The 24,132-nt window shown below is 68.0% G+C and carries 21 protein-coding genes; 5 read left to right on the forward strand and 16 right to left on the reverse strand.

What is annotated here, in order from left to right; genetic code table 11:
• From gloA to BMW54_RS09535, 5 genes are all read right to left on the reverse strand, one after another.
• Positions 1–531, reverse strand: coding sequence for a lactoylglutathione lyase (gene gloA, locus BMW54_RS09515; RefSeq protein ID WP_090054916.1), 531 nt, complete (start codon positions 529–531; stop codon positions 1–3).
• 69 nt (positions 532–600) lie between these two features.
• On the reverse strand, positions 601–2,193 hold the full coding sequence (locus tag BMW54_RS09520; RefSeq protein ID WP_090054917.1) for a hypothetical protein: 1,593 nt from the start codon (positions 2,191–2,193) through the stop codon (positions 601–603).
• On the reverse strand, positions 2,193–2,630 hold the full coding sequence (locus BMW54_RS09525) for a DUF3574 domain-containing protein (RefSeq protein ID WP_090054920.1): 438 nt from the start codon (positions 2,628–2,630) through the stop codon (positions 2,193–2,195). Before BMW54_RS09525 ends, BMW54_RS09520 begins: the two co-directional genes overlap by 1 nt.
• A gap of 321 nt (positions 2,631–2,951) precedes the next feature.
• Positions 2,952–4,046: an OmpA family protein gene (locus tag BMW54_RS09530; RefSeq protein WP_090054922.1), complete on the reverse strand. Its 1,095-nt coding sequence runs from the start codon at positions 4,044–4,046 to the stop codon at positions 2,952–2,954.
• A gap of 195 nt (positions 4,047–4,241) precedes the next feature.
• A complete protein-coding gene (locus BMW54_RS09535; RefSeq protein WP_090054924.1) occupies positions 4,242–5,693 on the reverse strand; it encodes a bifunctional 2-methylcitrate dehydratase/aconitate hydratase in 1,452 nt (483 codons plus the stop codon).
• Between the two features lie 294 nt (positions 5,694–5,987).
• Between BMW54_RS09535 and BMW54_RS09540 the strand changes: the two genes are divergently transcribed.
• Positions 5,988–6,662 carry a TerC family protein gene (locus BMW54_RS09540; RefSeq protein WP_090054925.1) on the forward strand — a complete coding sequence of 225 codons (675 nt, stop codon included), beginning with the start codon at positions 5,988–5,990 and terminating at the stop codon, positions 6,660–6,662.
• Between the two features lie 473 nt (positions 6,663–7,135).
• Here BMW54_RS09540 and BMW54_RS09545 read toward each other — a convergent pair whose 3' ends face one another.
• From BMW54_RS09545 to BMW54_RS09570, 6 genes are all read right to left on the reverse strand, one after another.
• Entirely contained in the window at positions 7,136–7,993 is an 858-nt protein-coding gene (locus BMW54_RS09545) for an outer membrane protein (protein ID WP_090054927.1), read from the reverse strand.
• 180 nt (positions 7,994–8,173) lie between these two features.
• Complete coding sequence (locus BMW54_RS09550; RefSeq protein ID WP_217642622.1) at positions 8,174–9,529, reverse strand: acetate kinase; 1,356 nt, start codon at positions 9,527–9,529, stop codon at positions 8,174–8,176.
• Positions 9,530–9,571: 42 nt separating this feature from the next.
• Positions 9,572–10,195 (reverse strand): hypothetical protein, encoded by a 624-nt coding sequence (locus tag BMW54_RS18815; RefSeq protein WP_090054929.1) that lies wholly within the window; start codon positions 10,193–10,195, stop codon positions 9,572–9,574.
• Entirely contained in the window at positions 10,192–10,875 is a 684-nt protein-coding gene (locus tag BMW54_RS09560) for a C39 family peptidase (protein ID WP_090054930.1), read from the reverse strand. Before BMW54_RS09560 ends, BMW54_RS18815 begins: the two co-directional genes overlap by 4 nt.
• Positions 10,872–11,231: a hypothetical protein gene (locus BMW54_RS09565; protein WP_139206077.1), complete on the reverse strand. Its 360-nt coding sequence runs from the start codon at positions 11,229–11,231 to the stop codon at positions 10,872–10,874. The genes BMW54_RS09560 and BMW54_RS09565 overlap by 4 nt, the downstream gene beginning before the upstream one ends.
• An 87-nt stretch (positions 11,232–11,318) precedes the next feature.
• Positions 11,319–12,242 carry a hypothetical protein gene (locus BMW54_RS09570; RefSeq protein WP_090054933.1) on the reverse strand — a complete coding sequence of 308 codons (924 nt, stop codon included), beginning with the start codon at positions 12,240–12,242 and terminating at the stop codon, positions 11,319–11,321.
• Between the two features lie 341 nt (positions 12,243–12,583).
• Between BMW54_RS09570 and BMW54_RS09575 the strand changes: the two genes are divergently transcribed.
• Positions 12,584–14,602, forward strand: coding sequence for an NADPH-dependent 2,4-dienoyl-CoA reductase (locus BMW54_RS09575; protein ID WP_175472821.1), 2,019 nt, complete (start codon positions 12,584–12,586; stop codon positions 14,600–14,602).
• A 148-nt stretch (positions 14,603–14,750) separates the two neighbouring features.
• Here BMW54_RS09575 and prpC read toward each other — a convergent pair whose 3' ends face one another.
• The 4 genes from prpC to BMW54_RS09595 all read right to left on the reverse strand — a co-directional run bounded on the left by prpC (position 14,751) and on the right by BMW54_RS09595 (position 20,624).
• Positions 14,751–15,899, reverse strand: a complete 1,149-nt coding sequence (prpC, locus tag BMW54_RS09580; protein ID WP_090055895.1) for a bifunctional 2-methylcitrate synthase/citrate synthase — start codon at positions 15,897–15,899, stop codon at positions 14,751–14,753.
• A 13-nt stretch (positions 15,900–15,912) separates the two neighbouring features.
• Complete coding sequence (gene prpB / locus BMW54_RS09585) at positions 15,913–16,800, reverse strand: methylisocitrate lyase (protein ID WP_090054936.1); 888 nt, start codon at positions 16,798–16,800, stop codon at positions 15,913–15,915.
• Positions 16,801–16,948: 148 nt separating this feature from the next.
• On the reverse strand, positions 16,949–18,853 hold the full coding sequence (gene prpE, locus BMW54_RS09590) for a propionate--CoA ligase (RefSeq protein WP_090054938.1): 1,905 nt from the start codon (positions 18,851–18,853) through the stop codon (positions 16,949–16,951).
• A 172-nt stretch (positions 18,854–19,025) separates the two neighbouring features.
• Positions 19,026–20,624 (reverse strand): alpha/beta hydrolase, encoded by a 1,599-nt coding sequence (locus BMW54_RS09595; RefSeq protein ID WP_090054939.1) that lies wholly within the window; start codon positions 20,622–20,624, stop codon positions 19,026–19,028.
• A gap of 44 nt (positions 20,625–20,668) precedes the next feature.
• Here BMW54_RS09595 and BMW54_RS09600 point away from each other — a divergent pair, with 44 nt between their 5' ends.
• Genes BMW54_RS09600 through BMW54_RS09610 form a run of 3 tightly spaced genes read left to right on the forward strand, consistent with a single transcriptional unit; the run spans position 20,669 to position 23,288 of the window.
• Complete coding sequence (locus tag BMW54_RS09600) at positions 20,669–21,484, forward strand: phosphatase PAP2 family protein (RefSeq protein WP_254779182.1); 816 nt, start codon at positions 20,669–20,671, stop codon at positions 21,482–21,484.
• A 41-nt stretch (positions 21,485–21,525) separates the two neighbouring features.
• Positions 21,526–22,473 carry a diacylglycerol/lipid kinase family protein gene (locus tag BMW54_RS09605; RefSeq protein ID WP_090054943.1) on the forward strand — a complete coding sequence of 316 codons (948 nt, stop codon included), beginning with the start codon at positions 21,526–21,528 and terminating at the stop codon, positions 22,471–22,473.
• Positions 22,474–22,475: 2 nt separating this feature from the next.
• Positions 22,476–23,288 (forward strand): metallophosphoesterase family protein, encoded by an 813-nt coding sequence (locus BMW54_RS09610; protein WP_254779276.1) that lies wholly within the window; start codon positions 22,476–22,478, stop codon positions 23,286–23,288.
• Positions 23,289–23,297: 9 nt separating this feature from the next.
• Here the strand turns inward: BMW54_RS09610 and BMW54_RS09615 are convergent, their stop codons facing one another.
• Complete coding sequence (locus tag BMW54_RS09615) at positions 23,298–24,104, reverse strand: SDR family oxidoreductase (protein ID WP_090054946.1); 807 nt, start codon at positions 24,102–24,104, stop codon at positions 23,298–23,300.
• Positions 24,105–24,132: the final 28 nt, after the last annotated feature.

Genomic DNA, 24,132 nt, shown 5'->3' on the forward strand with positions numbered 1-24,132 from the left:
TCAGCCGGCCAGCGGCGTGGGCTGGAGGATCTCGATCCAGTACTCGTCCGGATCGCGGATGAAGGCGATGTGGCGCATCCGCCCGTCCGTCAGCTTCTTCTGGAAGGTCACGCCGAGTTCCTCGAAACGCGCGCAGGCCGCGTTCACGTCCGGCACGCTTACGCAGAGGTGGCCGAAGCCACGCGGCTCGCTGTTGCCGTTGTGGTACGGGGTGACGGGCTCCTTCTCGGTGCCATGGTTATGGGTGAGCTCCAGCACGCCCGGCTGGCGCAGCACCCATGCCTTGCGGGCTTCGTCGTCATCGGGAATCGCGGCGCGGTCGCCCAGCAGCACGAGGTAGACGATGGTGAACGCGGCCTCCTCGAACACGTGTCGGTACACCGGCGTGAAGCCGAGCACGCGCGTGTAGAAGTCCAGCGACACGTCGAGGTCGCGCACGCGGATCATCGTGTGGTTGAAGACGTAGCCGTGGGTCGCGGCATCCGGCGTCGCGGTGACGCCGGGAAGCGAGGTGAGGTCGGAAAGGGACATGGGCGATTCCTTGGGACAGACTCCAAGGGTGGCTGCCCCCTGCCGGCAATTCAAGCCGCGCGGCGGCGTTCAGCGGGGAATCGCGGCTTTCTCGGGCGCCAGGGAAAGCAGGAGCAGCACCACCGCGAGCGCTCCGTACGCCGCGACGAACGGCCAGACCAGCGCCTGGTTCGCGGCATCGAGCAGCCACGGCAGGTAGACGGAACCGATCGGCTGCACGGAGTGGATCAGGCCGAACGCGGTGAGCACCCCACCCAGCGCCACGATGCCCGCGGCCTTTCGCACGTGCCCGTCGATCATCGCCACGACGAAGCTCGCCCAGACCATCGAGGTGATGATGAACCCGTTGCCGAGGATCACGATCACCGCGAGCGGCGAGACGCCGTGGCTCCCGTCGCCGTAGAGCGCCGCGAAGTGCGCGGGATCCACGATGCCCGGATCCCCCAGCTTGATCGCCAGCATGCGCGCGATCGCCGGGAAGAAGCTGAAGACGACCGCGCCCGCGTAGCGCAGCGGCGTCGCCTCGAACGCCTGCGTCGTGATGCCGATCGACACGAACACGAGGATCGGCGCGAGCACGGCCACCGGCAACAGTTCGACGAGGTTCGACAGATAACCGAAGACACCGCCCAGACCGATGACCAGGCCCGTGGCGAGCGTGTAGCCGGTCCGCGCGCCCATCGCCTTGTAAGCCGGTTGGCCGATGTAGGGCGTGGTCTGCGCGACGCCGCCGCAGATGCCCGCGACGAGCGTCGCCAGCGCCTCGACGAGCAGGATGTCGCGCGTGGCGTAGTCGTCACCGGCCGCGCGGGCGCTCTCGGTGACGTTGATGCCGCCGACGACCATGAGCAGGCCGAAGGGGAGGATCAGCGGCAGGTAAGGCACGGTGGCCGGCAGACCCGCGAGGAAACCCAGGCTGGGCCAGGGGAAGCCGATGCGCCACTGCCAGGCCGAAGGGGCGTGGTAGCCGGTGCCGAGCAGACCGAAGGGCCCGAGACCGTAGTACAGCAGGACACCGACGACGAAGGCACCGAGCACACCGGGCACGCCGAACGGCAGGCGCCGCTTCGCGATCAGCGCGTAGAGCACGATGCCCAGACCCGCGAAGCCCACGACAGGGACGCGCATGATCTCCACCAGCGGCAGGAAGCCCATCAGCACCAGCGCGATGCCCGCGATCGATCCGAGCAGGCCCGCGCGCGGCACCGAGCGCTGCACCCACGCACCGAAGAACGAGAGCACGAATTTCAGGGCACCCATGACGACCAGCGACGCCATGCCCAGGTGCCACGTCGCCTCGCCGGCGGCGAGCTCGTCGAGTCCGGACTGGCGATAGCCCGCGTAGGCCGGACCGAGCACCAGCAACGCCATGCCGATGGTCGTCGGCGCGTCGATGCCCAGCGGCATGGCGGTGACATCGCTGCGTCCCGTGCGCAGGGCGAGCCGGCGGGCCATCCACGTATAGGCGAGGTTGCCCAACAGGACACCGAGCGCCGTGCCGGGGAACATGCGGCGGAACACCAGGTCGGCGGGCATGCCGAAGATCCCGATGAGCGCGGTCGCCATGAAGGCGAGCAGCGACAGGTTGTCGACCACGAGGCCGAGCAGGCCGTTGAGGTCGCCGCCGCCGAAACGGCGCGCCGTGGAAGGTTGTTTCACCATCAGAAGGAAACCTCGGCGGGCTGGGTGACGCGCAGCACGGACCGGTCGCCGGTTTTCGCTTTCCACGCGGCGCGGATCGCGTCGATATCGGCGCGGGCGGCCGGCGTATCGGGGTGCAGAAGGATCAGGACCTTCGAGCGCAGCCGCTCGGGCGTGCCCTGCCCCGGGTCACGCCACTGACCGTAGGCGTCGACCACGGTGAGTCCACTGGGAAACCGTGGCGTGACTTCGGCATCGAGGAACGCGCGCCAGGCCGTGTCGCTCACGCCGGAGGCGGCATCGGCGGCGCCCAGGCCGAAGTAGAGCTCCGTCCTCACCCAGCCCCGCGCCGCGACCGGATGCGCGGCGTCACCGGTGGAGGTCGGCGAAACGGCATGCGTCGCACAGCCCGCGCAGGCGAGCGCGGCGGCGACCAACCATCCGGTTACGACTTTCATGCGCCCCCTTATGGACGTCCTTACGGCCAGACGGCTGGGAGGTTAGCAGGTCGCGCCTGCGAGCGTGGGAGCGGACCTGGCCGCGACAGCTCTTCGCCCCGGTCATCACGGTCGCGCGCCAGCTCGGGGGCTATCGCGAAAAGCGGTCGCGGCCGGGTCCGCTCCAACAGTTCCGTGCGGCTGTGGGAGCGGACCTGGCCGCGACGGCTCTTCGCCTCGGTCATCAAACCCACGCGCCAGCGTTGGGCCATCGGGTCAGCTCCAACAAAAAGAGCCCGGCTTTCGCCGGGCTCCTTTGTGTTGCTACCGATCTTGCGCGGCTTACTGCTGAACCTGCAGCTCCGTGCGACGGTTACGAGCGCGGCCTTCGGCCGTGTCGTTCGTGTCGATCGGGTTGTTCTCGCCGTGGCCGATCGGGCCTTCCAGACGATCCGCACCGATGCCGTGCGAGGTCAGGTAGTCGTACACGATCTTCGCGCGACGCTCGGACAGGCCCTGGTTGTAAGCGTCCTTACCGACGCTATCCGTGTAACCGGCAACCGTGACCTTGACCTGCGGGTAACGCTGCAGGGTGTCGACAGCCTGGTCGAGGACGCCCAGCGACTCGCTGGTCGGCTCCTGCAGGGTCGGGCCGATGTTCGTCTCGCCCTTCTTCGGACGGTCGAACTTGAAGTTGACGCCGCGCAGGTCGATGACGACCTTCTGCGGGCAACCGTCCGGACCGACGATCGTGCCAGCCGGCGTGGCCGGGCACTTGTCGTCGCAATCGTTCACGCCGTCGCCGTCGCTGTCGAGCGTCGAGCAGTCCGGAGCGGCCGGGGCCGGAGCAGCGGCCGGAGCCGGAGCCGCCGGCGGCTCGCCGAAGCGCGAGACGATCGAGAAGCCGAGGAACCAGTCGCCGTAGCCGTTCTCGCTGTCGTTGGTCTTGTCGTCCCAATCGTAGCGGTAGCCGGCTTCAACGCGGAAGTCGGAGCTGTCGGTGATGGTCTTCGACACGCCGACGCCGAGCTCGGCAGCCGGGGACCAACCGTTGTCGGACGGGTTGTGGTGGTACGAACCCATCACGCCGGCCAGCAGGTACGGACGCCAGCTGTCCCACGCACCAGCGTAGAAGCGGGCGGCAACGCCGTAGCTGTTGTTCGACCAGTGGCCAGCACCGTCGTTATCGCGCTTGGTGCGATCGGCGAAGATGTCGATCGACGCGTTGTTGGAGATGAACTTGCCAACGCCCAGGCCGTAGTAGACCTGGCGGCTGTTCGTGTTGCGGTCGGTGTCGTTGTAGTAACCGCCAACCGTCGGGGCGATGTACCAGCGGCCGTCGTAGCCGTTACCCGACGAGTCGGATTCCTGCGCGTGAACGGCACCCACGCCGCCCAGGGCCAAGCCAATCAGCAAAAACAAGCCCTTACGTTTCATCGGTGTCTCCTCATTATTGGTATTCGCGTCCGCGCTCCACCCCAGACGGAAATCGCGCGTAGAACTCTTATCGAATCCGGGGACTTCAGCCGTCCCTCGCTTTTAACCCCTTCAACGGGCGGCGGCAGTTTAGCAAAAATCAAACAATTGGGCACATGCTAAAAACCGCCGTTCATACTTGAGTCACGGCCATTATCAAGCCGTGAAGAGCGTCATGAACTCGTGAATGGGCATGGCGTCGAGCTTTTCGGGCGACGAGGTCACGGCGAGCACCTTCTCCACGCGCTCGGCGGGCCACTCGGCGCGCAGGGCGGCCTCGAACTTCTTCAGCAGCACCGGGATGCCCTCGGCGCGGCGCTTGCGGTGGCCGATCGGGAAGTCGATGGAGACCTTTTCGGTGGACGTGCCGTCCTTGAAGAACACCTGCACCGAGTTGCCGATGTAGCGCTTTTCCGGGTCGAAATAATCCTTGGTGAACTGCGGATTCTCGACCACGGTCATTTTGTCGCGCAGCGCGTCGATACGCGGGTCGGCGGCCACCGAATCGTTGTAATCGTCGGCCGTGAGACGGCCGAAAATCAGCGGCACGGCGACCATGTACTGGATGCAGTGGTCACGGTCGGCGTAGTTGGCCAGCGGGCCGGTCTTGTCGATGATGCGGACGCCGGCTTCCTGCGTCTCGATGACGATCTTCTCGATCTCGTCGATGCGCGAACCGACCTGCGCGTGCAGCTGCATCGCGCATTCCACCGCGGTCTGGGCGTGAAATTCGGCAGGGAAGCTGATCTTGAAAAGCACGTTCTCCATGACGTAGCTGCCGAACGGACGCTCGAACTCGAACGCGTTGCCCTTGAAGGCCACGTCGTAATAGCCCCAGGTCTTCGCCGAGAGCGCCGACGGGTAGCCGACCACGTTGCGGTAGACGGCGTTGATGGCGTGCGTGACGGCGCGGCGGCAGGCGTCGCCGGCGGCCCAGCTCTTGCGCGGGCCCGTGTTCGGCGCGTGGCGGTACGTGCGCAGCGCGCCGTTGTCGATCCAGCTGTGCGACACCGCGGTGGTGATCTGCTCCTTGCCGCCGCCCAGCATCGCCGTGGTGACGGCCGTGGAGGCGAGGCGGACGAGGATCACGTGGTCCTGGCCGACGCGGTTGAAGCTGTTCTTCAGCGCGTAGCAGCCCTGGATCTCGTGGGCCTTGATGGCGTAGCCGAGCACGTCGCGGACGGTCAGGGCCTTGCCGCCCTCCTTCTCCGCCTTGCGCGACAGGTAGTCGGCGACCGAGAGGATGGCGCCCAGGTTGTCCGAGGGATGGCCCCATTCGGCGGCGAGCCATGTGTCGTTGAAGTCGAGGTAGCGGATCTGGGTGCCGATCGCGAAGGCCGCCTGCACCGGATCGAGCTCGTGCGAGGTGAACGGCACGCGCACGCCGCCGGGCATCACGGCGCCCGGGACGACCGGGCCGAGATGCTTCACGCAGTCGGGAAACTTCATGGCCAGCGCGGAGCAGGCGAGCGAGTCCAGGAGCATGTAGCGCGCGGTGTCGTAGGCCTCCTGCGAGTCGATCTGGTAATCGGCCACGTAGTTGGCGATGTCCACCAGCGGCTGGTCCGGATCGGGACGCGTGGCGGAACGGATGTCGTGTGCGCTCATGACTTCACTCGCGAGGGGTTGGGAAAGCCCGCGATTTTAGCCGGTGACCCCCGGGGGATGTCTTGCCGCGGTGCATCCCAACAGGGACAATGCGCCCCACGACACACCCGAAGGGGAGTAGTTCCGCGGCGGCCATCCCGGCCCCGTGCGCGACGATCGTCAGTACGGTTGCTCCCACGCAACCCGGTCGTCGCGGTGGCTTCGCGCCAGGAACGAGACTTTTGCGGTGACGACGGGGGCGCGTACCCGTCGCCGCCGCATTGGTCCGACCACCGCGCGCGAAGGTACCCACACATGGATTTCCTCACTCCCGAGTTCCTCTCCGGCCTCGCCGCCATCGTCCTGCTCGATCTCGTGCTGGCGGGCGACAACGCCATCGTCATCGCCCTCGCCGCGCGCAACCTGCCCCGCCACCTGCAGAAGAAAGCCGTCTTCTGGGGCACGTTCGGCGCGATCGCGATCCGGATCCTCCTCACCTTCGCCGTGATCTGGCTGCTCAAGCTTCCCGGCCTGATGCTGGCCGGCGGCCTGCTCCTTCTGCCCATCGCCTGGAAGCTGCTCAAGCACGAGGAGCACGATCCCGACATCAGCCCCGCCTCGGGTTTCTGGTCGGCGATCCGCACCATCGTCGTGGCCGACGCTCTGATGGGCCTGGACAACGTCCTGGCGATCGCCGGCGCCGCCAAGGGGCACATGGGCCTCGTCATCCTCGGACTGGCCATCAGCGTGCCCCTGGTCGTCTGGGGCTCGACCCTGATCCTGCGCCTCATCGAACGTTTCCCCGTGATCGTCTACATCGGCGCGGGCGCGATCGCGTGGACGGCCGCGCGGATGATCGCGCACGACCACCTGCTCGCCCCTTGGTTCGAGGCACGCCCGTGGGCGCCGTGGCTGCTCGACGTGCTGCTCGTCGCCGGCATCTGCGGTGGCGGCTGGCTCTACGCGCGCCGCCGCCAGGCCGCGGCGTAGCTCGCGCGCCAGCTCCGGGGCGGTCGCGAAACGATGTCGCGGCCGGGGCCGCTCCAACAGTTCGGTGCGCCTGTGGGAGCGGACCTGGCCGCGACGGCTCTTCGCCACGGTCGTCAGGTTCGCGCGCCAGCTCCGGGGTGGTCGCGAGGAGCGATCGCGGCCGGGGCCGCTCCAACAGTTCGGTGCGCCTGTGGGAGCGGACCTGGCCGCGACGGCTCTTCGCCACGGTCATCAAGCTCGCGCGCCAGCTCCGGGGTGGTCGCGAAAAGACGTCGCGGCCGGGGCCGCTCCCACGAGAGCCCCTGCCGTTCGGTGCGCCTGTGGGAGCGGACCTGGCCGCGACGGCTCTTCGCCACGGTCCTCAGCCTCGCGCGCCAGCTCCGGGGTGGTCGGGAGGAGCGATCGCGGCCGGGTCCGCTCCAACAAAAAGGGCCGCCTTTCGGCGGCCCCCTGGATTCCCACCCAGTTTCGTATCAGAAGCGGAAGCGCACGTAAGCCGCGGGGCCGTGCAGCTTCATGTCCAGGTCGAGGTCGTAGCGACGCTTGTCCTGGTGCAGGTCGATCTTGGTATAGGCGTACTCGGCGCCGAAACCGACGTTCTCCCACGGGAACCATTCGACACCGACCGCACCATCCCAGATGTGGCCGTTGAGCGAACCGCCGTTCTTCTTCACGCCCGACGCGTTGACGTACATGCGCCACTGGTCGTTGAACGCATGGCGCCAGCCGAGCTGCAGGTTCGGGGCCCAGGCGTTGGTGTCGCTGGACGAGCCCGAGGACTGGGTCTGGCCGAGCGCGGTGACCGAGCCGTAGATGCTGGCTTCGACCTTGTAGTACGCGGCACCGAGGCCCACGCCGAACACGTCGTTACCGGTGCCGAACCACCACTTGTAGGCCGCGCTGCCGAAGGTGAACTTCAGGTCGCCCTTGACGTAGGCGCTGGCCTGGATCGGGTTGCCGAGGAAGTTGATCTGCTCGGAGAGGCTCTTCGAGTTCGAACGATCGACCTTGTAGTAGTCGAAGGTGAAGCCCTGGTGCTCGCCGATCAGGAAGTCGAGGCGCACGCGCGGTACCGTCTTGTGCTTCTTGAAGTCGAGATCGTCTTCGAGGTTCACGTCGCCGCTGGTGTTGAGGATGCCGGTGTTGGCACCGATCGTCGTGTCGTTGTTGGTGTAGTAGCCGCCGACCCAGACGCTGATGTTGTCGAGCGCGGGCGACTGCGACTTCTTGTTGCTGCTGTCCTGCGCGTGCGCGGCGGCACCGAAGGTAGCGATCGAAGCCAGCGCGAGGCCCGCGACGACCTTGGCATGACGATGTGGACGTGAGCGCATTGGTAACTCCCTGCTAAGTATTTTTTGATCGAACCCCCGAGCGAAATCTTAACGATCCATGATGTGTGCGCGGCGTGCACGGGAACCTCCGCGTGTTTGAAACGCGGAGTGCGTCACGTTGGTGAAGGGACTGTGAGCGAGGTGCGTGCGGATATGTGACGCTCGCTACCTTCCGGAGGGCTACAGCGTGAGTGGCAGGCGCACCGTGATCGTGGTGTCCGGCGTGTCGCGCGTGACGCCGACGCCCAGCGTGATGTTGAGCGTCTCCTTGTCGTTGAAGCGGTACGAGCCGCCGATGAGCAACGAGCCCAGCGTGGCGCGCGCCGATCCGGCGAGCGGATGGCCGTCCTGCGTGGTGCGGGCGACGAAGGCCTGGTCGTAGCCGATGCTGATCGATGCCTTCTCGTTGAGCGACAGACCCATGCCGATGCTGATGTCGGCGATGTCGCCGGCTTTCACGTCGCCCAGGAACTGCTTGCCGCCGCCGAGGATCGTGCGGCTGACGTTCTTGCGCTCGAAGTTGCGCAGGTAGCTGAGGTTGCCGAAGAAGACCACCGGATCGGAGGGATAGAGCCACGTCACGCCGAGCTGCGCCGAGTAGAACCCCGAGCCGGTCGGACTGCGCAGTGGCAGGCCGGTGCCGGTGAAGCTCTCGATGCAACGCGTCACGCAATCCGTCGTCACCTCGAACGGATCGCGGCCCGTGCGCGACTTGGCGCGGAACCAGCCGATGTAATACGGCTTGTCGGGGCCACCGTCGTTGATCTGGTAGCGAAGCGTGGCTTCGACGTCGCCGATGCCCTTGCCGCTGGTGGTGAACAGGCGATCGGTGGCGGTGCCCGTGAAGATCTCGCGGCTGATCGTATCGGTGTGCACGTCCACGTAGGGCACGCGCACTTCCAGTTCCATGCGGTTGGTCAGGCCGTAGCGGAACGCGATCGCGCCGGTCTGCGTCGTCTGCTTCACCTGGCGCACGTCGACGAGGCCGATGAGGACGGCGGGGATCACCGTGTAGCCGACCAGCGCGACGCGATCGCTCGACGAATAACCGTACTGGTACGACGGCTCGACGATCAGCTTGCCGCGCGGCGTGAGCACACCGGGCTGGTCGAAGATGGGTGCGACCTCCGGTGGCCGTTCGTCGGTTTCCGGACGGCGTCCGACGGGCTGCGTGGCGACGACGGGGCCCGACGCGGGTGCCGCCGGTGCGCCGGGCGGCGGGGCGCCGGGTGCGTCCTGCGCGGGCGCGGACGCCTGCGCACGCGGATCGGCGAGTTCGCCAGCGGCGCCCCGCGCTTCCTCGAGCGCGTTCAGCCCGACGGCCTTGCGCAGGTCGTTGTACTGCAGCTCCTGCGCGGCGAGCTCGCGCTTCATCTGCTCGAGCTCGGCGAGCTGCTCCGCCATGCGGGTTCGCATGGCGTCGATGCGTCGCCCCTGTGCGTCGATCTTCTCGCGCAGCTCCGGATCGACGCTGGATTCCTGCGCCAGGCACGCGCCGATCCACAGTGGAAGCACCGCGAGCGCCAGGGCGCTCACGCACGTTTTAGCCTGCATCACCCTGCCGTTGCGATACATGCGTTAGTTCCCCCGGAACTGGATCACCGCGTCGCGGATCGACTCCGATACCCTCATGTTTTGCAGCATGTTGGCCGTGTTGACCGACGCGTCGATCGTCGTGGTGGCCGTGATGGCCTGGTTGTCGAGCGAGTTCTGGACGACGAGCCCCGGCAACGACGCGCTGGGCAGCGTCGCGACCACGGCGGCCGATGCTGCTCCTGCGTTCGCCGCGTTGCCGTTCGCGGAAGCGGCCGCGCCGTTCGCCGCGGCGGCGGCGGGTGCGACGGCCGATGGGGCCGTTACGGCGGGCGTCTGCACGCCCGGCACCGATCCGGCCACCTCGCCCATGCCGTTGGTGACGATGGTCGTGCGCAACGCGTTCTGCAGCGCGGCCGCCTGGTCAGCGGTCATCGTCGCGATGTCCGGCACCGAGATGGACGTCCGCATAGCTTCCATGCCGTTGATCAGCACGGTGCGTTGCAGCGCGAACGACGCCCTCAGGTTGTCGCCGAAGTCGTAGCCACCGCGGATGCGGTCGAGCTGCGCGTCGGGGACCGCGCGATGGCGCGGGAGATCCGCCGCCTGGGCGGTGGCGCATGCGCCACCGGCGAGGACGGCGGCGATCAGGAAGTGTCGGGTGTTCATATGTCCCCCGGACCGCGTTTCGGCATCACGATGGGGCCCAGTCCGTTGCGCTCGATGCCTTCGGCGATGGGCGCCGCGGGTGCGACGGCCCAGTCGCGCGGACTGTTGAAGATCGCGCGGTCGCGTTCGTTGTGGATGACGAAGACGATGCGGTTGGTCCACAGCGCGTCGAAGCGGCGCCGGGACATCGCGCGCGTGCCGCGGGCGGGATCGCCGAGCAGCACGCGGCCCTTCTTGTAACCCTTGACCACCACGAAGTGGTGGTAGCCGCGTTCGTTGATCAGCACGATGGCGGGAACGCCTTCGACCTCTAGGCGTTCGAGCGGCACGTCGAAACCGTCGGCCTGGAAGCCGCGCGAGGCGAGGAAGCGCTTGATGTCGAGCAGGGAGAAACCCTCCTTGCCGATCTTCGCCTGGTCGCCGTGCTCGTACATGATGTCGAACGCCGACTGCTCGTCGATGGGGTCGCTGTACTGGTAGGTGAGCAACGTCGCCACCGCCGCGGAGCCGCAGCTGAAGTCGTACTTCTGCCGCACCGTGTTGCGGAAACGCGCTTCCTTGAGGCTGGTCATCTTCACCGGGTACGACGTACCCGGACTCGTCTGCACCTCGACCTTCATCGCCGGCGCGGCCGGTGCCGCGACGAGCAATGCGAGGCCAACGGCGCAGGCGATCTTCATGGATTCATCCTGAGGTTCACGATCGTGGCGTTCTGGATGATCACGTTGTTGCCACTGTTCTGGATGACGGTGGGGATGCCGGAAGCGTTGCTCAGCGCGTCGCTGGAAATGACGTTCGTGCCCGTGATGTTCCGCCTCGCATCCGCCTCGCTCATCGTGGCGTTCAGCTGGTTGGTGTTGTGCGTGGTGTCGCTTCCGCCGGTCATGTCACCGAGCGCCTCGACCGGCGTCGGCTGGCCGAACGATGTCGGCGGCGATTGCTGCGGCGGCGTCGCGGCGGACGCGGCTCCTCCGCTGAAGGCGACGATCGCGACGATCGCTGCCAGGCGTACCCGTTGTCTGGAAAACTGCGGCATCTGGGTGTCCTCGAGGTCCTGACGGTTCCCTGCGGTCACCACAGGGCGCGACGGCGCCCTGTGGTTCCTGTTGCCGAGCACAACCTGTTACGGGTTGATGTTCGCCTGGACGGTGATGCCGGTCTGGATCAGGCCGCCACCGATGTTCGCGACCGAGGTCGTGATACCGGCCGCGCCCGCACCGCCACTCAAGGTGTTGGCCACCGAGAACGAGCCGGCGTTCGCGGACGCCGAGCCACCCGCACCGCCCGCTCCACCGGCCGCGCCGGAGCCCGAGCCGCCGGTACCGGAAGCACCCGCACCGCCGGCGCCGCCCGCGCCGCCCGCCGCCATGGCTTCGCCGCCCGCGCCGCCCGTTCCGGTCGACGCGCCCGACGTGCCGGTCGACGCACCGGAGGTGCCCGCGCCGCCCGTGCTGCTGCTCGCGCCGCCCGTGCTGGCGGTGGATCCGCCGGTCGAGGTATGCGAACCCGCGCCACGCGCACGCGCGTTGCCGCCGTCGCCGGACGCGTCGCCGCCGTCGCCCCATGCACCGCCGCCGCTCGCTCCGCTCGCGGCCCAGGCGTCGCCCGACGAGGAGGAGCCATCGCCGCCCACGGCGCCGCTGGCGCGGGCGTTTCCGCCGTCGCCGCCGGATCCGCCATGGCCGCCGTAGCCCTTCGCGCCGTAGCCGTCACCGCCGGATCCGCCACGCGCTCCGCTGGCGTCGCCGCGGTTCCAGGCCACGTTGCCCATCGTCGAGCTGACGTCGCTCACGGTGCCGTTGAGTACGGTGTTCGCGGCCACGTTCGTCGTGTTGAACGAACCGGTGGTCGTCTTCGTATGCGTCGAACTGTCGGCCCATGAATGGGTCGAGCTGTCGCTGTACGTGGAGCTGTCGGAATACTGGATAGCCATGGACCGGCGCTGCGCGGTGGCGCCCGAGGATCCGGTCTGGGTGTCGTCGGCCATCACCGGCAGCGAAAGTCCGGTGGCGAGGCAGATCGCCGTGGCGATAAGAGTCTTACGCATGGGAGAGTCTCCTGGTGTGCATAGCATGAGCTTCGCGAACCCCTGTTTCTCTTGCCGACCGCCGCGTCCTGCCAACACGGGGGGTGAAGGAGCCGCAGCAAGTTGCGTGCCTTTGGCCGTATTTGCGGAGAGGCGTGCATCCATGCGGGTTTACGCGGCCTAGCCGGCGGAAGAGCGCGCACGTCATGTAACGGACGCGATACACGCCGTAACGCCGTTGCGGCGGGAGTGAGATGGCTGTCGCGGCGGGTATCCGGGGCCTATTCGGCGGGCCTTCTATCGCTTGCCCTCGGGCCGGGATCGGACGATCATTCGAACGATCGTTTGAACCGGAGCGTTCCGTGGCCTACCCGCACCTGCTTGCCCCGCTCGACCTGGGCTTCACCACCCTGCGCAACCGCGTGCTCATGGGCTCCATGCACACGGGCCTGGAAGACAAGGCGGCCGATTTCGACAAGCTGGCGGCCTTCTTCGCCGAACGCGCGCGGGGCGGTGTGGGCCTGATCGTCACCGGCGGCATCGCGCCGAACATCCAGGGCTGGCTGAAGCCGATGTCGGGCACGATGTCGATGCCATGGCACGTCGGTCGCCATCGCAAGGTCACGCGGGCCGTGCACGCCGAGGGCGGGAAGATCTGCATGCAGATCCTGCACGCGGGGCGTTACGGGTACCAGCCGTTTTCCGTCGCGCCATCGCGGATCAAGTCGCCGATCACGCCGTTCACTCCCCGCGCCCTTTCGGCGCGCGGCGTGGAACGCAGCATCGACGCCTTCGTGCGCAGCGCGAAGCTCGCGCAGGACGCCGGCTACGACGGCGTGGAAGTGATGGGCTCGGAGGGTTACCTGATCAACCAGTTCCTCGCGGCGCGCACCAACAAGCGCACCGATCGCTGGGGTGGCTCGAGCGAGAACCGCATGCGATTTCCCGTCGAGATCGTCCGCCGCATGCGCGAGGCGGTCGGCAGGGACTTCATCATCGTCTACCGGCTGTCGATGCTCGACCTCGTCGACGAAGCGCAGTCGTGGACGGACATCGTCACGTTGGGCAAGGCCATCGAGGCGGCCGGCGCCACGATCATCAACACGGGCATCGGCTGGCACGAAGCGCGCGTACCGACCATCGTCACCAGCGTGCCGCGCGGCGCCTTCACCTGGGTGACGCGGCGGATGAAAGGCGAGGTCGGCATCCCGCTCGTGACCACCAATCGCATCAACATGCCGGACGTCGCCGAGCGGATCCTCGCGCAGGGCGACGCGGACATGGTGTCCATGGCCCGCCCGCTGCTGGCCGATCCCGAATGGGTGAACAAGGCGCGCGCGGCGCGACCGGAAACCATCAACACGTGCATCGCCTGCAACCAGGCGTGCCTCGACCACGTGTTCGTGAATCGTCGCGCGTCGTGCCTGGTCAATCCGCGCGCCTGCCACGAGACCGAGCTCGTGATCGCGCCCGCGACCGCGAAGAAGCGCGTCGCGGTGGTCGGCGCCGGGCCGGCCGGACTTGCCGCGTCCACCACGCTCGCCGAACGCGGCCACGCCGTGACGCTGTTCGACCGCGCATCGGCGATCGGTGGCCAGTTCAACATGGCCAAGCGTATCCCGGGCAAGGAAGAGTTCCACGAGACCCTGCGCTATTTCGACCATCGCCTCGACGCCACGGGCGTCGAGCGTCGCCTTGGCACCGACGCGACGGCCGACGCGCTCGTCCGCGACGGATTCGATACCGTCATCCTGGCGACGGGCGTGCTGCCGCGCGCGCTCGACCTGCCGGGCGCGGACCATCCGAAGGTGCTGAGCTACCTCGACGTCCTCCACGGCGACGCACCCGTCGGCGAGAAGGTCGCGATCATCGGCGCGGGCGGCATCGGCTTCGACGTGGCCGAGTTCCTGACCGAAGCCACACCCTCCCCCACCATGGACGTCTCGCGTTGGACGAAGGAATGGGGCGTGGACATGACGATGGCGACGCCGGGCGGTCTCATGCCGGCGCGCCCGGAGAAACCGGAGCGGCAGGTGTGGCTCCTGCAGCGCAGCGAAGGTCGCCCCGGCGGACGCCTGAACAAGACCTCGGGCTGGGTGCACCGGGCCACGCTGAAGAACAAGCGCGTGCAGATGCTGGGCGGCGTGAGCTACGAGCGCATCGACGATGCGGGGCTGCACGTGGTGATCGACGGCAAGCCGCAGGTGCTCGACGTCGATCATGTGATCGTATGCGCGGGACAGGAGCCCAATCGCGAACTGCACGAGGCGCTGGTCGCGAAGGGCGTCGACGTGCGGCTGGTCGGCGGTGCCGACGTGGCGGCCGAGCTGGACGCCAAGCGGGCGATCGACAAGGCCACGCGCCTGGCGGCGGCCCTGTGATCCGGCTTCACCGCTCCGTCGGCTATCGCCGATGCGATCGGCTCCCACCCCTCCGGTAGCTGCCTGCCGGTGGGCAGCCTCTATTCCGGTAGCTGCCTACCGGAGGGTGGGAGCCGATCGTATCGGCGATCCGCGCAAAGCGCGGGCTTTACCTTTTCTCGATCGGCACGTAGGTCTGGTCTTCCGGACCCGTGTAGTTCGCGCTCGGGCGGATGATCTTGCCGTCCTGGCGCTGCTCGATCACATGGGCGCTCCAGCCCGACGTGCGCGCGATGACGAACAGCGGGGTGAACATCGCCGTCGGCACGCCCATCATGTGGTACGCGGAGGCCGAGTACCAGTCGAGGTTGGGGAACATCTTCTTCAGTTCCCACATCAGCTTCTCGATCTTCTCCGAGACCTCGAACAGACGCGGATTGCCGCCGTCGGTGCAGAGCTTGCGCGCGATTTCCTTGATGATCTCGTTACGCGGATCGGACACGGTGTAGACCGGGTGGCCGAACCCGATGATGATCTCCTTGCGCTCCACGCGCGCACGGATATCGGCTTCCGCCTCGGTCGCGTCGCGGTACCGCGCGATGATCTCCATCGCGACTTCGTTCGCGCCCCCGTGCTTCGGTCCGCGCAGCGCGCCGATCGCACCGGTGATGGCCGAATACATGTCCGAACCGGTGCCGGCGATGACGCGCGCCGTGAACGTGCTGGCGTTGAACTCGTGCTCGGCATAGAGCACCAGCGAGCGGTCGAGCGCATGCGAATGCAGTTCGCTCGGCTTGCGGCCGTGCAGCAGGTGCAGGAAGTGCGCGGCGATCGAGTCGTCGTCGGTTTCCGTTTCGATGCGCTTGCCGTTGTGGCTGAAGTGGTACCAGTACAGCAGCATCGAACCGAAGCTCGCCATCAGGCGATCCGCGATGTCGCGCGCGCCGGTCACGTTGTGGTCTTCCTTCTCCGGCAGCACGGTGCCGAGCACCGACGCGCCCGTGCGCATGACGTCCATCGGATGCGTCGCGGCGGGTAGCAGCTCCAGCGCGCCCTTCACCGGCGCGGGCAGGCCGCGCAGGCGCTTCAGCTTGGCGCGGTACGCGTTCAGCTCCATCCAGTTCGGCAGCACGCCGTGGACCAGCAGGTAGGCCACTTCCTCGAACGAGCCCTTGGCGGCGAGATCGTGGATGTCGTAGCCGCGGTAATGCAGGTCGTTGCCGCTGCGGCCGACGGTGCACAGCGCGGTGTTGCCCGCGGTCACGCCGGAGAGTGCGACGGATTTCTTGGCCTTCGGCGCGATGGTGGTGTCGCTCATGTCCATAAACTCCTTAAACCTTCTTGGAGAACAGTTCGTCGAGGTGGCGTTCGTAAGCGTGGTAACCGATGCGGTCGTAGAGTTCCTCGCGCGTCTGCATCGTGTCGATGACGTTGCGCTGGTGACCGTCGCGGCGGATGGCGGTGTAGACGTTCTCGGCGGCCTTGTTCATGGCGCGGAACGCGGAAAGCGGATACAGCACGATGCCGACGCCGACGCTGCCGAGTTCCTTGGTGCTGAACAGCGGCGTCTGGCCGAATTCGGTGATGTTGGCGAGGATCGGCACGTTCACGGCATCGACGAAACGCTTGTACGTCGGCAGGTCGTAGGCCGCCTCGGCGAAGATCGCGTCCGCGCCGGCCTCGACGCAGGCGATGGCGCGCTCGATGGCGGCATCCACGCCCTGCACCGCGATCGCATCGGTGCGCGCGATGAGGAAGAAGTCCGGATCGGTCTTCGCGTCGGCCGCCGCCTTGACGCGATCGGCCATTTCCTCGGTGGTGACGATTTCCTTGCCCGGGCGGTGACCGCAGCGCTTCGCGCCGACCTGATCCTCGATGTGGCAGGCCGCGGCGCCGAACTTGATCAGGCTCTTGACGGTGCGCGCGATGTTGAACGCGCTCGGACCGAAACCCGTGTCGATGTCGACCATCAGCGGAAGGTCGCAGACGTCCGTGATGCGGCGGACGTCGGTGAGCACGTCGTCGAGGGTGTTGATGCCGAGGTCCGGCAGGCCGAGCGAACCGGCCGCGACACCGCCGCCGGAGAGGTAGATGGCGCGGAACCCGGCCCGTTTCGCCAGCAGCGCGTGGTTCGCGTTGATCGCGCCGATGACCTGCAGCGGCTGTTCGGCCGCGAGGGCGGCCCGGAAACGCGCGCCGGCCGAGGGGTGCTGTGCCATGGAACTCTCCGCGTAAAGGGAGGCATTTTAGCGTGGAGGGATGTTCGCCTGTTGTTGCGCTGCGGCTAAGCCGCTCCGTCGGCTTGTCGCCGATGCGATCGGCTCCCACCTTTCCTACCGGAGGGTGGGAGCCGATCGCATCGGCGATTCACGCCCGCCTTGCGCCGCAATCGGGCCCGCGCAGGATCGCCCGGCGCACCTCGTCCAGCGCGTTCGGATCGTCGAGGGTCGACAGATCGCCGGGATCGGTGCCCTGGATCAGCGCCTGCAGCGACCGCCGCAACAGCTTGCCGGACCGTGTCTTCGGCAGCGCGCCGACGACGTAGACGCAGGCCGGCCGCGCGAGACTCCCCAGCAGTTCGACCACCCGGCGCTCCATCGCCTGCGCGACGTCCCGGGGGTCGTCGGTCACGCCCTGCCTGAGCGTGGCGAACACGGCGGGCACCTGCCCCTTCAGCTCGTCGACGATGCCCACGACCGCCACCTCGGCGACGGCGCCGAGCGACGCCACCGATTCCTCGATCTCGCGGGTGCCCAGCCGGTGCCCCGCGACGTTGATGACGTCGTCGGTGCGTCCGAGGATGAAGAAGTAGCCGTCGGCGTCACGCACGGCCCAGTCGAGCGAGCTGTACAGGCACTCGCTGAAGTGGCCGAAGTAGCTTCGCCGGTAACGCTCGTCGTCGCGCCAGATCGTGGTCAGGCATCCCGGCGGCAGGGGCGGCTCGATCACCAGCACGCCCTTCTCCCCCGCCGGTTTCTCCTCGCCCGTGGCTTCGTCGATCACGCGCATGCGGTAGCCGAACGTGGGGAACCCGGGCGAGCCCGGCTTCACGGGTTTCAGGTCGAGCCCGGGCATCAGCGACAGCGCGGGCCAGCCGGTCTCCGTCTGCCAGTAGTTGTCGATCACCGTCTTGCCCGTGCCGGCGGTGAGCCACTCGTACGTCGGACGGTCGAGCGGCTCGCCCGCGAGGAAGATCCATTCCAGGGCGGAGAGGTCGTAGCGCGAGAGCCACGCGGCGTCCTGTTTCTTCAGCAGGCGGATCGCCGTGGGCGACGAGAACATCGTGCGCACGCCGTAGGTCTCGCACAGGCGCCACCAGATGCCGGGGTCCGGCGAGGTCGGGACGCCCTCGTAGAGGATCGCGGTGCAGCCCCCGATCAGCGGCCCGTAGACGTTGTACGAATGCCCGACCGCCCAGCCGACGTCGGACGTGCATAGGATGGTCTGCCCGGGGCGCAGGTCGAAGATGGTCGTCATGGACAGCGCCAGCGCCACCGCGTGACCGCCGACGTCGCGCTGCACGCCCTTCGGCTTGCCCGTGGTACCGGAGGTGTAGAGCAGGTAACTCGGCTCGTTGGATTCGAGCCAGACGACGGGTACGTCGGTGTCGAGATGCCGTTCGCGCAGGGTCGCGTAATCCACGTCGCGTCCCGGTTGCCGCTCCATCGCGGGATCCAGGCCACGGTCGACGACGAGCACGTGCGCCGGTGCGGCGTTCGCCTCGCGCAGCGCCGCATCCACCAGCGGTTTGTACGGGATGACCTTGCCGCCGCGCATGCCGGCGTCGGCGCAGATCAGCAGCGCGGGCTCCGCATCGTCGATGCGCAGCGCGAGGTTGTGCGCCGCGAAGCCGCCGAACACCACCGAATGGATGGCGCCGATGCGTGCGCACGCGAGCATGGCGAACGTGGCTTCCGCGATGTTGGGCAGGTAGATGACGACACGGTCGCCCCGCCCGACGCCGAGCGACACCAGGATCGCGGCGAACGCGTTCACCTCGCGATGCAGTTCGCGGTACGTGATCTCGCGCGTCGTGTTCGTCTCGGTGGACACCGCGACGATGGCGAGCTGGTCGCCGCGCGTGTCCAGGTGGCGATCCACCGCGTTGTGGCAGAGGTTGGTCGTGCCGCCCACGAACCAGCGGCGGAACGGCGGATGCGTCGCGTCGAGGATGCGCGCGGGTGGCGTCTCCCAATGGATCAGCTTCGCCTGCTCTCCCCAGAAACCCTCCGGGTCGTCGACCGAGCGTCGCCAGGCGTCTTCGTAGCGCATGCGGATCACCTCGTGCAGTATGCGATCAGCCTAGATCACGCAGCCCGCCGGCTCCGTTGCACTTTGGTCGTACATGGGAGCCGCGGCAGCCACATCGCCGAGGCGATCGGCTCCCACCCTTCGGTAGCCAGGCGGCTACCGAAGGGTGCGATGCCTGGCACGGGCACGCGACCTATTTGCCTTGCCCCGGCCGGGCGACGCCGTACATCTCCCACGCGATCTTCTTCAGCAGCGCCTGCTTGTCGTCGCCCTCGGCGTAGAGATCGAAGTGCGTGCGGCCTGGCAAGAAACGGAAATCGCTCTTCGCGTGCAGCTCGTCCAGCGTGCCCTTGAACAGGTGCGCCGACCCGTCGAGGTAGAACGTATCGGCGGTGCCGACGATCAGGTGGATCTTGCCGTCGAGATCGGGCTTCAGTTCGGGCCAGTGCGTCTTCACCCGCTGAGAAATGTCGTAGTGCTCGCGCCAGTAGGCGGCCACGTCCGCGTCCACCGCGCCCGTGTCGCGGTTGAACATCGGCTCGGGGCGGCCATCCTTGCCGCGCGGCGAGAACACCCATTCGAACGATGCCAGCTGGCCACCGTAGGCGCCCAGCACGCGCTCCAGCTTCGCGAACGTCTCGAACGTGGCGATCACCTTGCCCTTGTCGCGCACCAGTGGGTTCACGCTGCCGTCGGCCTTGCGATAGGCGTTGGCGTTCGCGGCATAGAGGTCGATGCCGGTGAAGTCGTGGAAGTCGCTCGGGTCGGGCGAGGTCGACCATGTGCCGCCGAACACCTTCGGATAGCGCGTCTGCAACCAGAGCGTCGCCCAGCCCCCCGACGAGTGGCCGTTGAGGAACCGGCCGCTCGCCTTGCCGTCCATCCTGTAACGGCCTTCCAGCCACGGGATGTATTCGGTGGTGAGGGCCTGGCCCCAGGGACCGTTGTTCACGGAATCGGCGAACTCGTGCGTGCCGGTGGGGCCGGACTCGTCCAGCAGCACCCAGATCATCGGCGGCATGTCCTTCTTCGTCATCGCGTGCCAGAGGAACGCGATGTTGCCGGTGAAGCGATCGAAACCGCCGCCGAAGCCGTGGGTGACGTACGCCACCGGGTAGCGCGTGCCGCCGTTCGGATCGTAGCCGGGCGGCGTGAGCACCCAGGCGCGGATCGATACCGGGCGGCCCATGAAGGCCGTGAGCGAGGGACTCTGGAACACCTCGGCATGCGCGTGCCTGCGCGCCTCCGGCGCGGCGTCCCGCACGTCCTTCGGCGCCTGCGGCGGCAGGTCCCAGGGATCCTTCGCGGGCACCGTCTTCGTCAGCTTCAGCACCGGCAGGCTGCCCCCCGGGGTCAGCTTCACGGGCGTCACGTCGCTGATCAGGTCGCCCGCGTGGCGGCCGTGGTAGTTGTAGTCGTTGCCGACATCGAGCACGGCCTGCACGAGGTAATCGCCCGGCGGCAGCGTGGAAAACCCGGCCGGGAACGCTTCGCCGTCCGTGTCGATGTCCACCGACTGGCCGGGGGCGATCCAGCTCACCTCGCGCCCCGCGACCGACACCGCCTTGGGCTGGAACGGATTCGTGTCCACTTCGTCGAGCTTGCCGTTCTTCGCCGCGGACGCGGGTGCGGCGAACAGGAGCAGCCGGCCCGACGTGCCCTTGTCCGTGGCACCGTCGAGCGACACGCGGACGATGCGATGCGCGAGCGGCGCGTCGTCGGCGTGGGCGGCGGGGAGTCCCGCGGCGAGAAGCGCGAGCGCAAGGGTCGCGCGGGCGAGCGTGACGTTCATCGTGTGGATCCCCTTCTCGGGCCGCGGACGCGCGGCGTGGCAACATGGCCGATCCTGCCACGAGACGAGGACCGAGCGAAATGGACGCGGAGTGGATCAGCCGCCATGCCCTGAGCCTATGGGCGACGCTGCTCGCCGCGACGCTCGTGGGTGCCGACGTGGCCTGGCGACGCGCCGTGCGCCGCCGCGAGGGCCTGGACGCCGCGGCGCGCAGCCTGCTCCGGCCGATGACCGCGCTGGCCATCGTTGTGGCGATGCTGACGATCGCCACCGCCATCGCGGTGGAAGTCAGGGGCGCGGCGGGTCTCACGGTGTTCGACGCCAACCTCGCGCGCGACCTGCGGGCGAACATGCCGTTGCCCGTCCTCCGCGGCGTCGCCGTGGTGACTCACGCCGGCGACGGACTGGTGCTCGGCATCGCCACGTTCCTCGTTTTCGTGGGCCTGCTGCTGCGCCGGCATTACCGGCTGGCGGCGACCTGGATCGCCACGCTGGTGGGCACGGCGTTGATCAACGGTGCGCTCAAGGCCTGGTTCCAGCGGGAACGCCCGCTGCACGACCACGGCTTCATCGTCGAGCACAGCTACAGCTTTCCCAGCGGCCACGCCTCCGGTTCGATGGTCTTCTACGGCATGCTCGGCTACGTGCTGCTGGTGCTCTGCCCCGCCCGCTGGCACCGCCCCATCGTGATCGCCTGCGTGGCGATGATCACGCTGGTCGGGATCAGCCGGATCCTCCTGCAGGTGCACTATTTCAGCGACGTGATGGCCGGCTACGCGACGGGCCTGGCATGGGTCACGCTGTGCGCAGGCAGCGCGGAGTACCTGCGCCTGCGCGAGGGCCGCCGCGCCGCCCGGTGATTTCATGCGGTCGTGACGGCACGGATGCTTCCTTGTGCCGCATGACCCAGCCCACCTCGTTCGCCATCGTGATCAATACCGGCTCCGGAAGCCGCGAAGCCGACGAGGCGCAGGCCGAGATCGCGTCGGTGCTCGACGCCGCCGGCCGCACCCACCGGTTCTTTCCCATCGACGGCAGCCGCGACATCAAGACCGTGGTGCGCGAGGCCGCGGCGTACGCGAAGGCCGAAGGCGGCGCGATCGTCGCCGCCGGCGGCGACGGCACGATCAACTGCGTCGCGGGCACCGCGTGGGAGGAGGATCTCGTCATGGGCGTGCTGCCGCAGGGCACGTTCAATTTCGTCGGGCGCACGCACGGCATCCCGACCGAAACGCGCGAAGCCGCGGAAGCGCTCGTGCGCGCGACGCCGTCCGATGCCCAGATCGGCATGGTCAACGACCGGGTGTTCCTCGTGAACGGCAGCCTCGGCCTGTATCCGCAGGTGCTCGAAGACCGCGAAGCCTGGAAGCAGCGCTTCGGCCGCCATCGCATCGTCGCGCTGTGGTCGGGCCTCGCCACGATGATGCGTGGTTATCGCCCCCTGCGCATCGAAGTCACCGACGGCGAACAAACGCGGCACCTGCGCACGCCCACCCTCTTCGTGGGTAACAACGCCCTGCAGCTGGAAAAAATCGGCCTGCCGGAGGCGGAGGCCGTCCACCGCAACGAGGGCGTGCTCGCCGGCCTCGTGCTCAAGCCGATCGGACGCCTGGCGATGCTCGGCCTCATCCTGCGTGGCGCGCTGGGCAAGCTCGGCGATGCCGAGCAGGCCGTGAGCTTTCCGTTCCGCGAGATCCGCGTGACGCCGAAACATCACCGCCATGCGATCAAGGTGGCGGTCGATGGCGAAATCGTCTGGCTCGATCCGCCCATCGTCTTTCGCGCCGCGCCGCGCCCCTTGCGCCTGCTCACCGACCGCGCGCGCCAGCCCGGGGAGGATCCGGGTTGAGCGTGATCGTGCAGATCTCCGACCCGCACTTCGGGACGGAACGCGCCGAGGTCGTCACCGCCCTGCACGACACCATCGTCGCGCTGGCGCCGGAACTCGTGATCCTGTCCGGCGACGTGACGCAGCGCGCACGGCGCGCCCAGTTCGAAGCGGCGCGGCGCTTCATCGACGCCTACGCCCGCCCGACGCTGGTCATCCCCGGCAACCACGACGTACCGCTCTTCAACGTCGTCGCCCGCGCCTTCTCGCCCTTCGGCGAATTCGCCCGCGTGTTCGGCCACGACCTCGAGCCCACGTTCGCAAGCGACGGCATCCTCGCGATCGGCGTCAACACCGTCCGGGCGAAGCGCCACAAGAACGGCGAGGTATCGGACGCGCAGATCGAACGCGTCAGCCGGCGGCTTCGCGACGCGACGGACGCGCAGCTGCGCATCGTCGTGACGCACCAGCCGGTACACGTGATCCGCGAGAAGGACGTCGAAAACCTGCTGATCAACCGCGAAGCCGCCATCGCCGCATGGGCCGCCGCGGGTGCCGACCTCGTACTCGGCGGCCACATCCACCTGCCCTACGTGCGGCCGCTGAACAACGAGGCACGCAAGCTCGCGAGCGAGCTATGGTCCGTGCAGGCGGGCACGGCGCTGTCGACGCGCATCCGCGAAGGCATCAGCAATTCGTTCCACGCGCTGCACCACGATCCCCAACAGGACCGCTCGGTGTGCGTCGTCGAGCAGTGGGATTACGACGAGGCGGCGAAGCGGTTCGTGGCCGGAGCGAGGACCTCGGTGCCGCTCGCCCGGTACGCGTCGCCGTAGGCACTCGAATCAGACGTACTGCATCTTCCGCGTCATCCCGCCATCGGCGGTGATGTTCGCACCCGTGATGAAGCCGGCCTGCGACGACAGGAGGAACACCGCGAGCGCGCCGATGTCGGGCGGCACGCCGGCGCGACCGACGGGGTGTTGCGCGTGGTCTGCGGCGGAGAGCTTAGGCTTGCGTCGCTCGGAGGGCTTCTTCCAGTCGTCGACGACGATCCATCCCGGATCGATTGCGTTGACGCGCACGGGTCCCGCGCTGATCGCCAGCGCATGGGTGAAGGCGACGATGCCGCCCTTGCTCGCGGCGTAGGCTTCGGTATCGGGCTCGGATTGATGCGCGCGCGAGGACGCGATGTTGACGACGGCGCCGTTGCGTTTCTTCAGTTCGGGCAGCGCATGCTTGCAGCAGAGGAACGCGCCACCAAGGTTCGTATCGATGCGTCGCTTCCATTCGTTCCAGTCGAGGTCCTCCAGCGGCCCCGTGACCGGATCGGCGATGCCGGCGTTGTTGACCAGTCCGTCGATGCGGCCGAAACGCTTCAGCGCACCCGCGACGAAGCGTTTCACGCTCGCCTCCTTCGCCACGTCGAGCACCAGGAACGCGGCACGGTCCGGCACGTTCCACTCGTCCAGGCAGGCCTTGCCCGCTTCCGCGTCGAGATCGCCGATGAGCACGCTGCCGCCGGCGGCCAGGACGGCCTCCGCGATGCCCTTGCCGATGCCCTGCGCACCGCCGGTGACGAGGACGACCTTGCCCGGCCATTCGCCGATGGACGCGGTGGGAACGGGCGACGCATGCTTTGGCGCGACCATGGAAGGGCTCCGGTGGGGGACCCATGGA

This window comes from Luteibacter sp. 329MFSha (assembly GCF_900111665.1).
Classification (GTDB): Bacteria; Pseudomonadota; Gammaproteobacteria; order Xanthomonadales; family Rhodanobacteraceae; genus Luteibacter.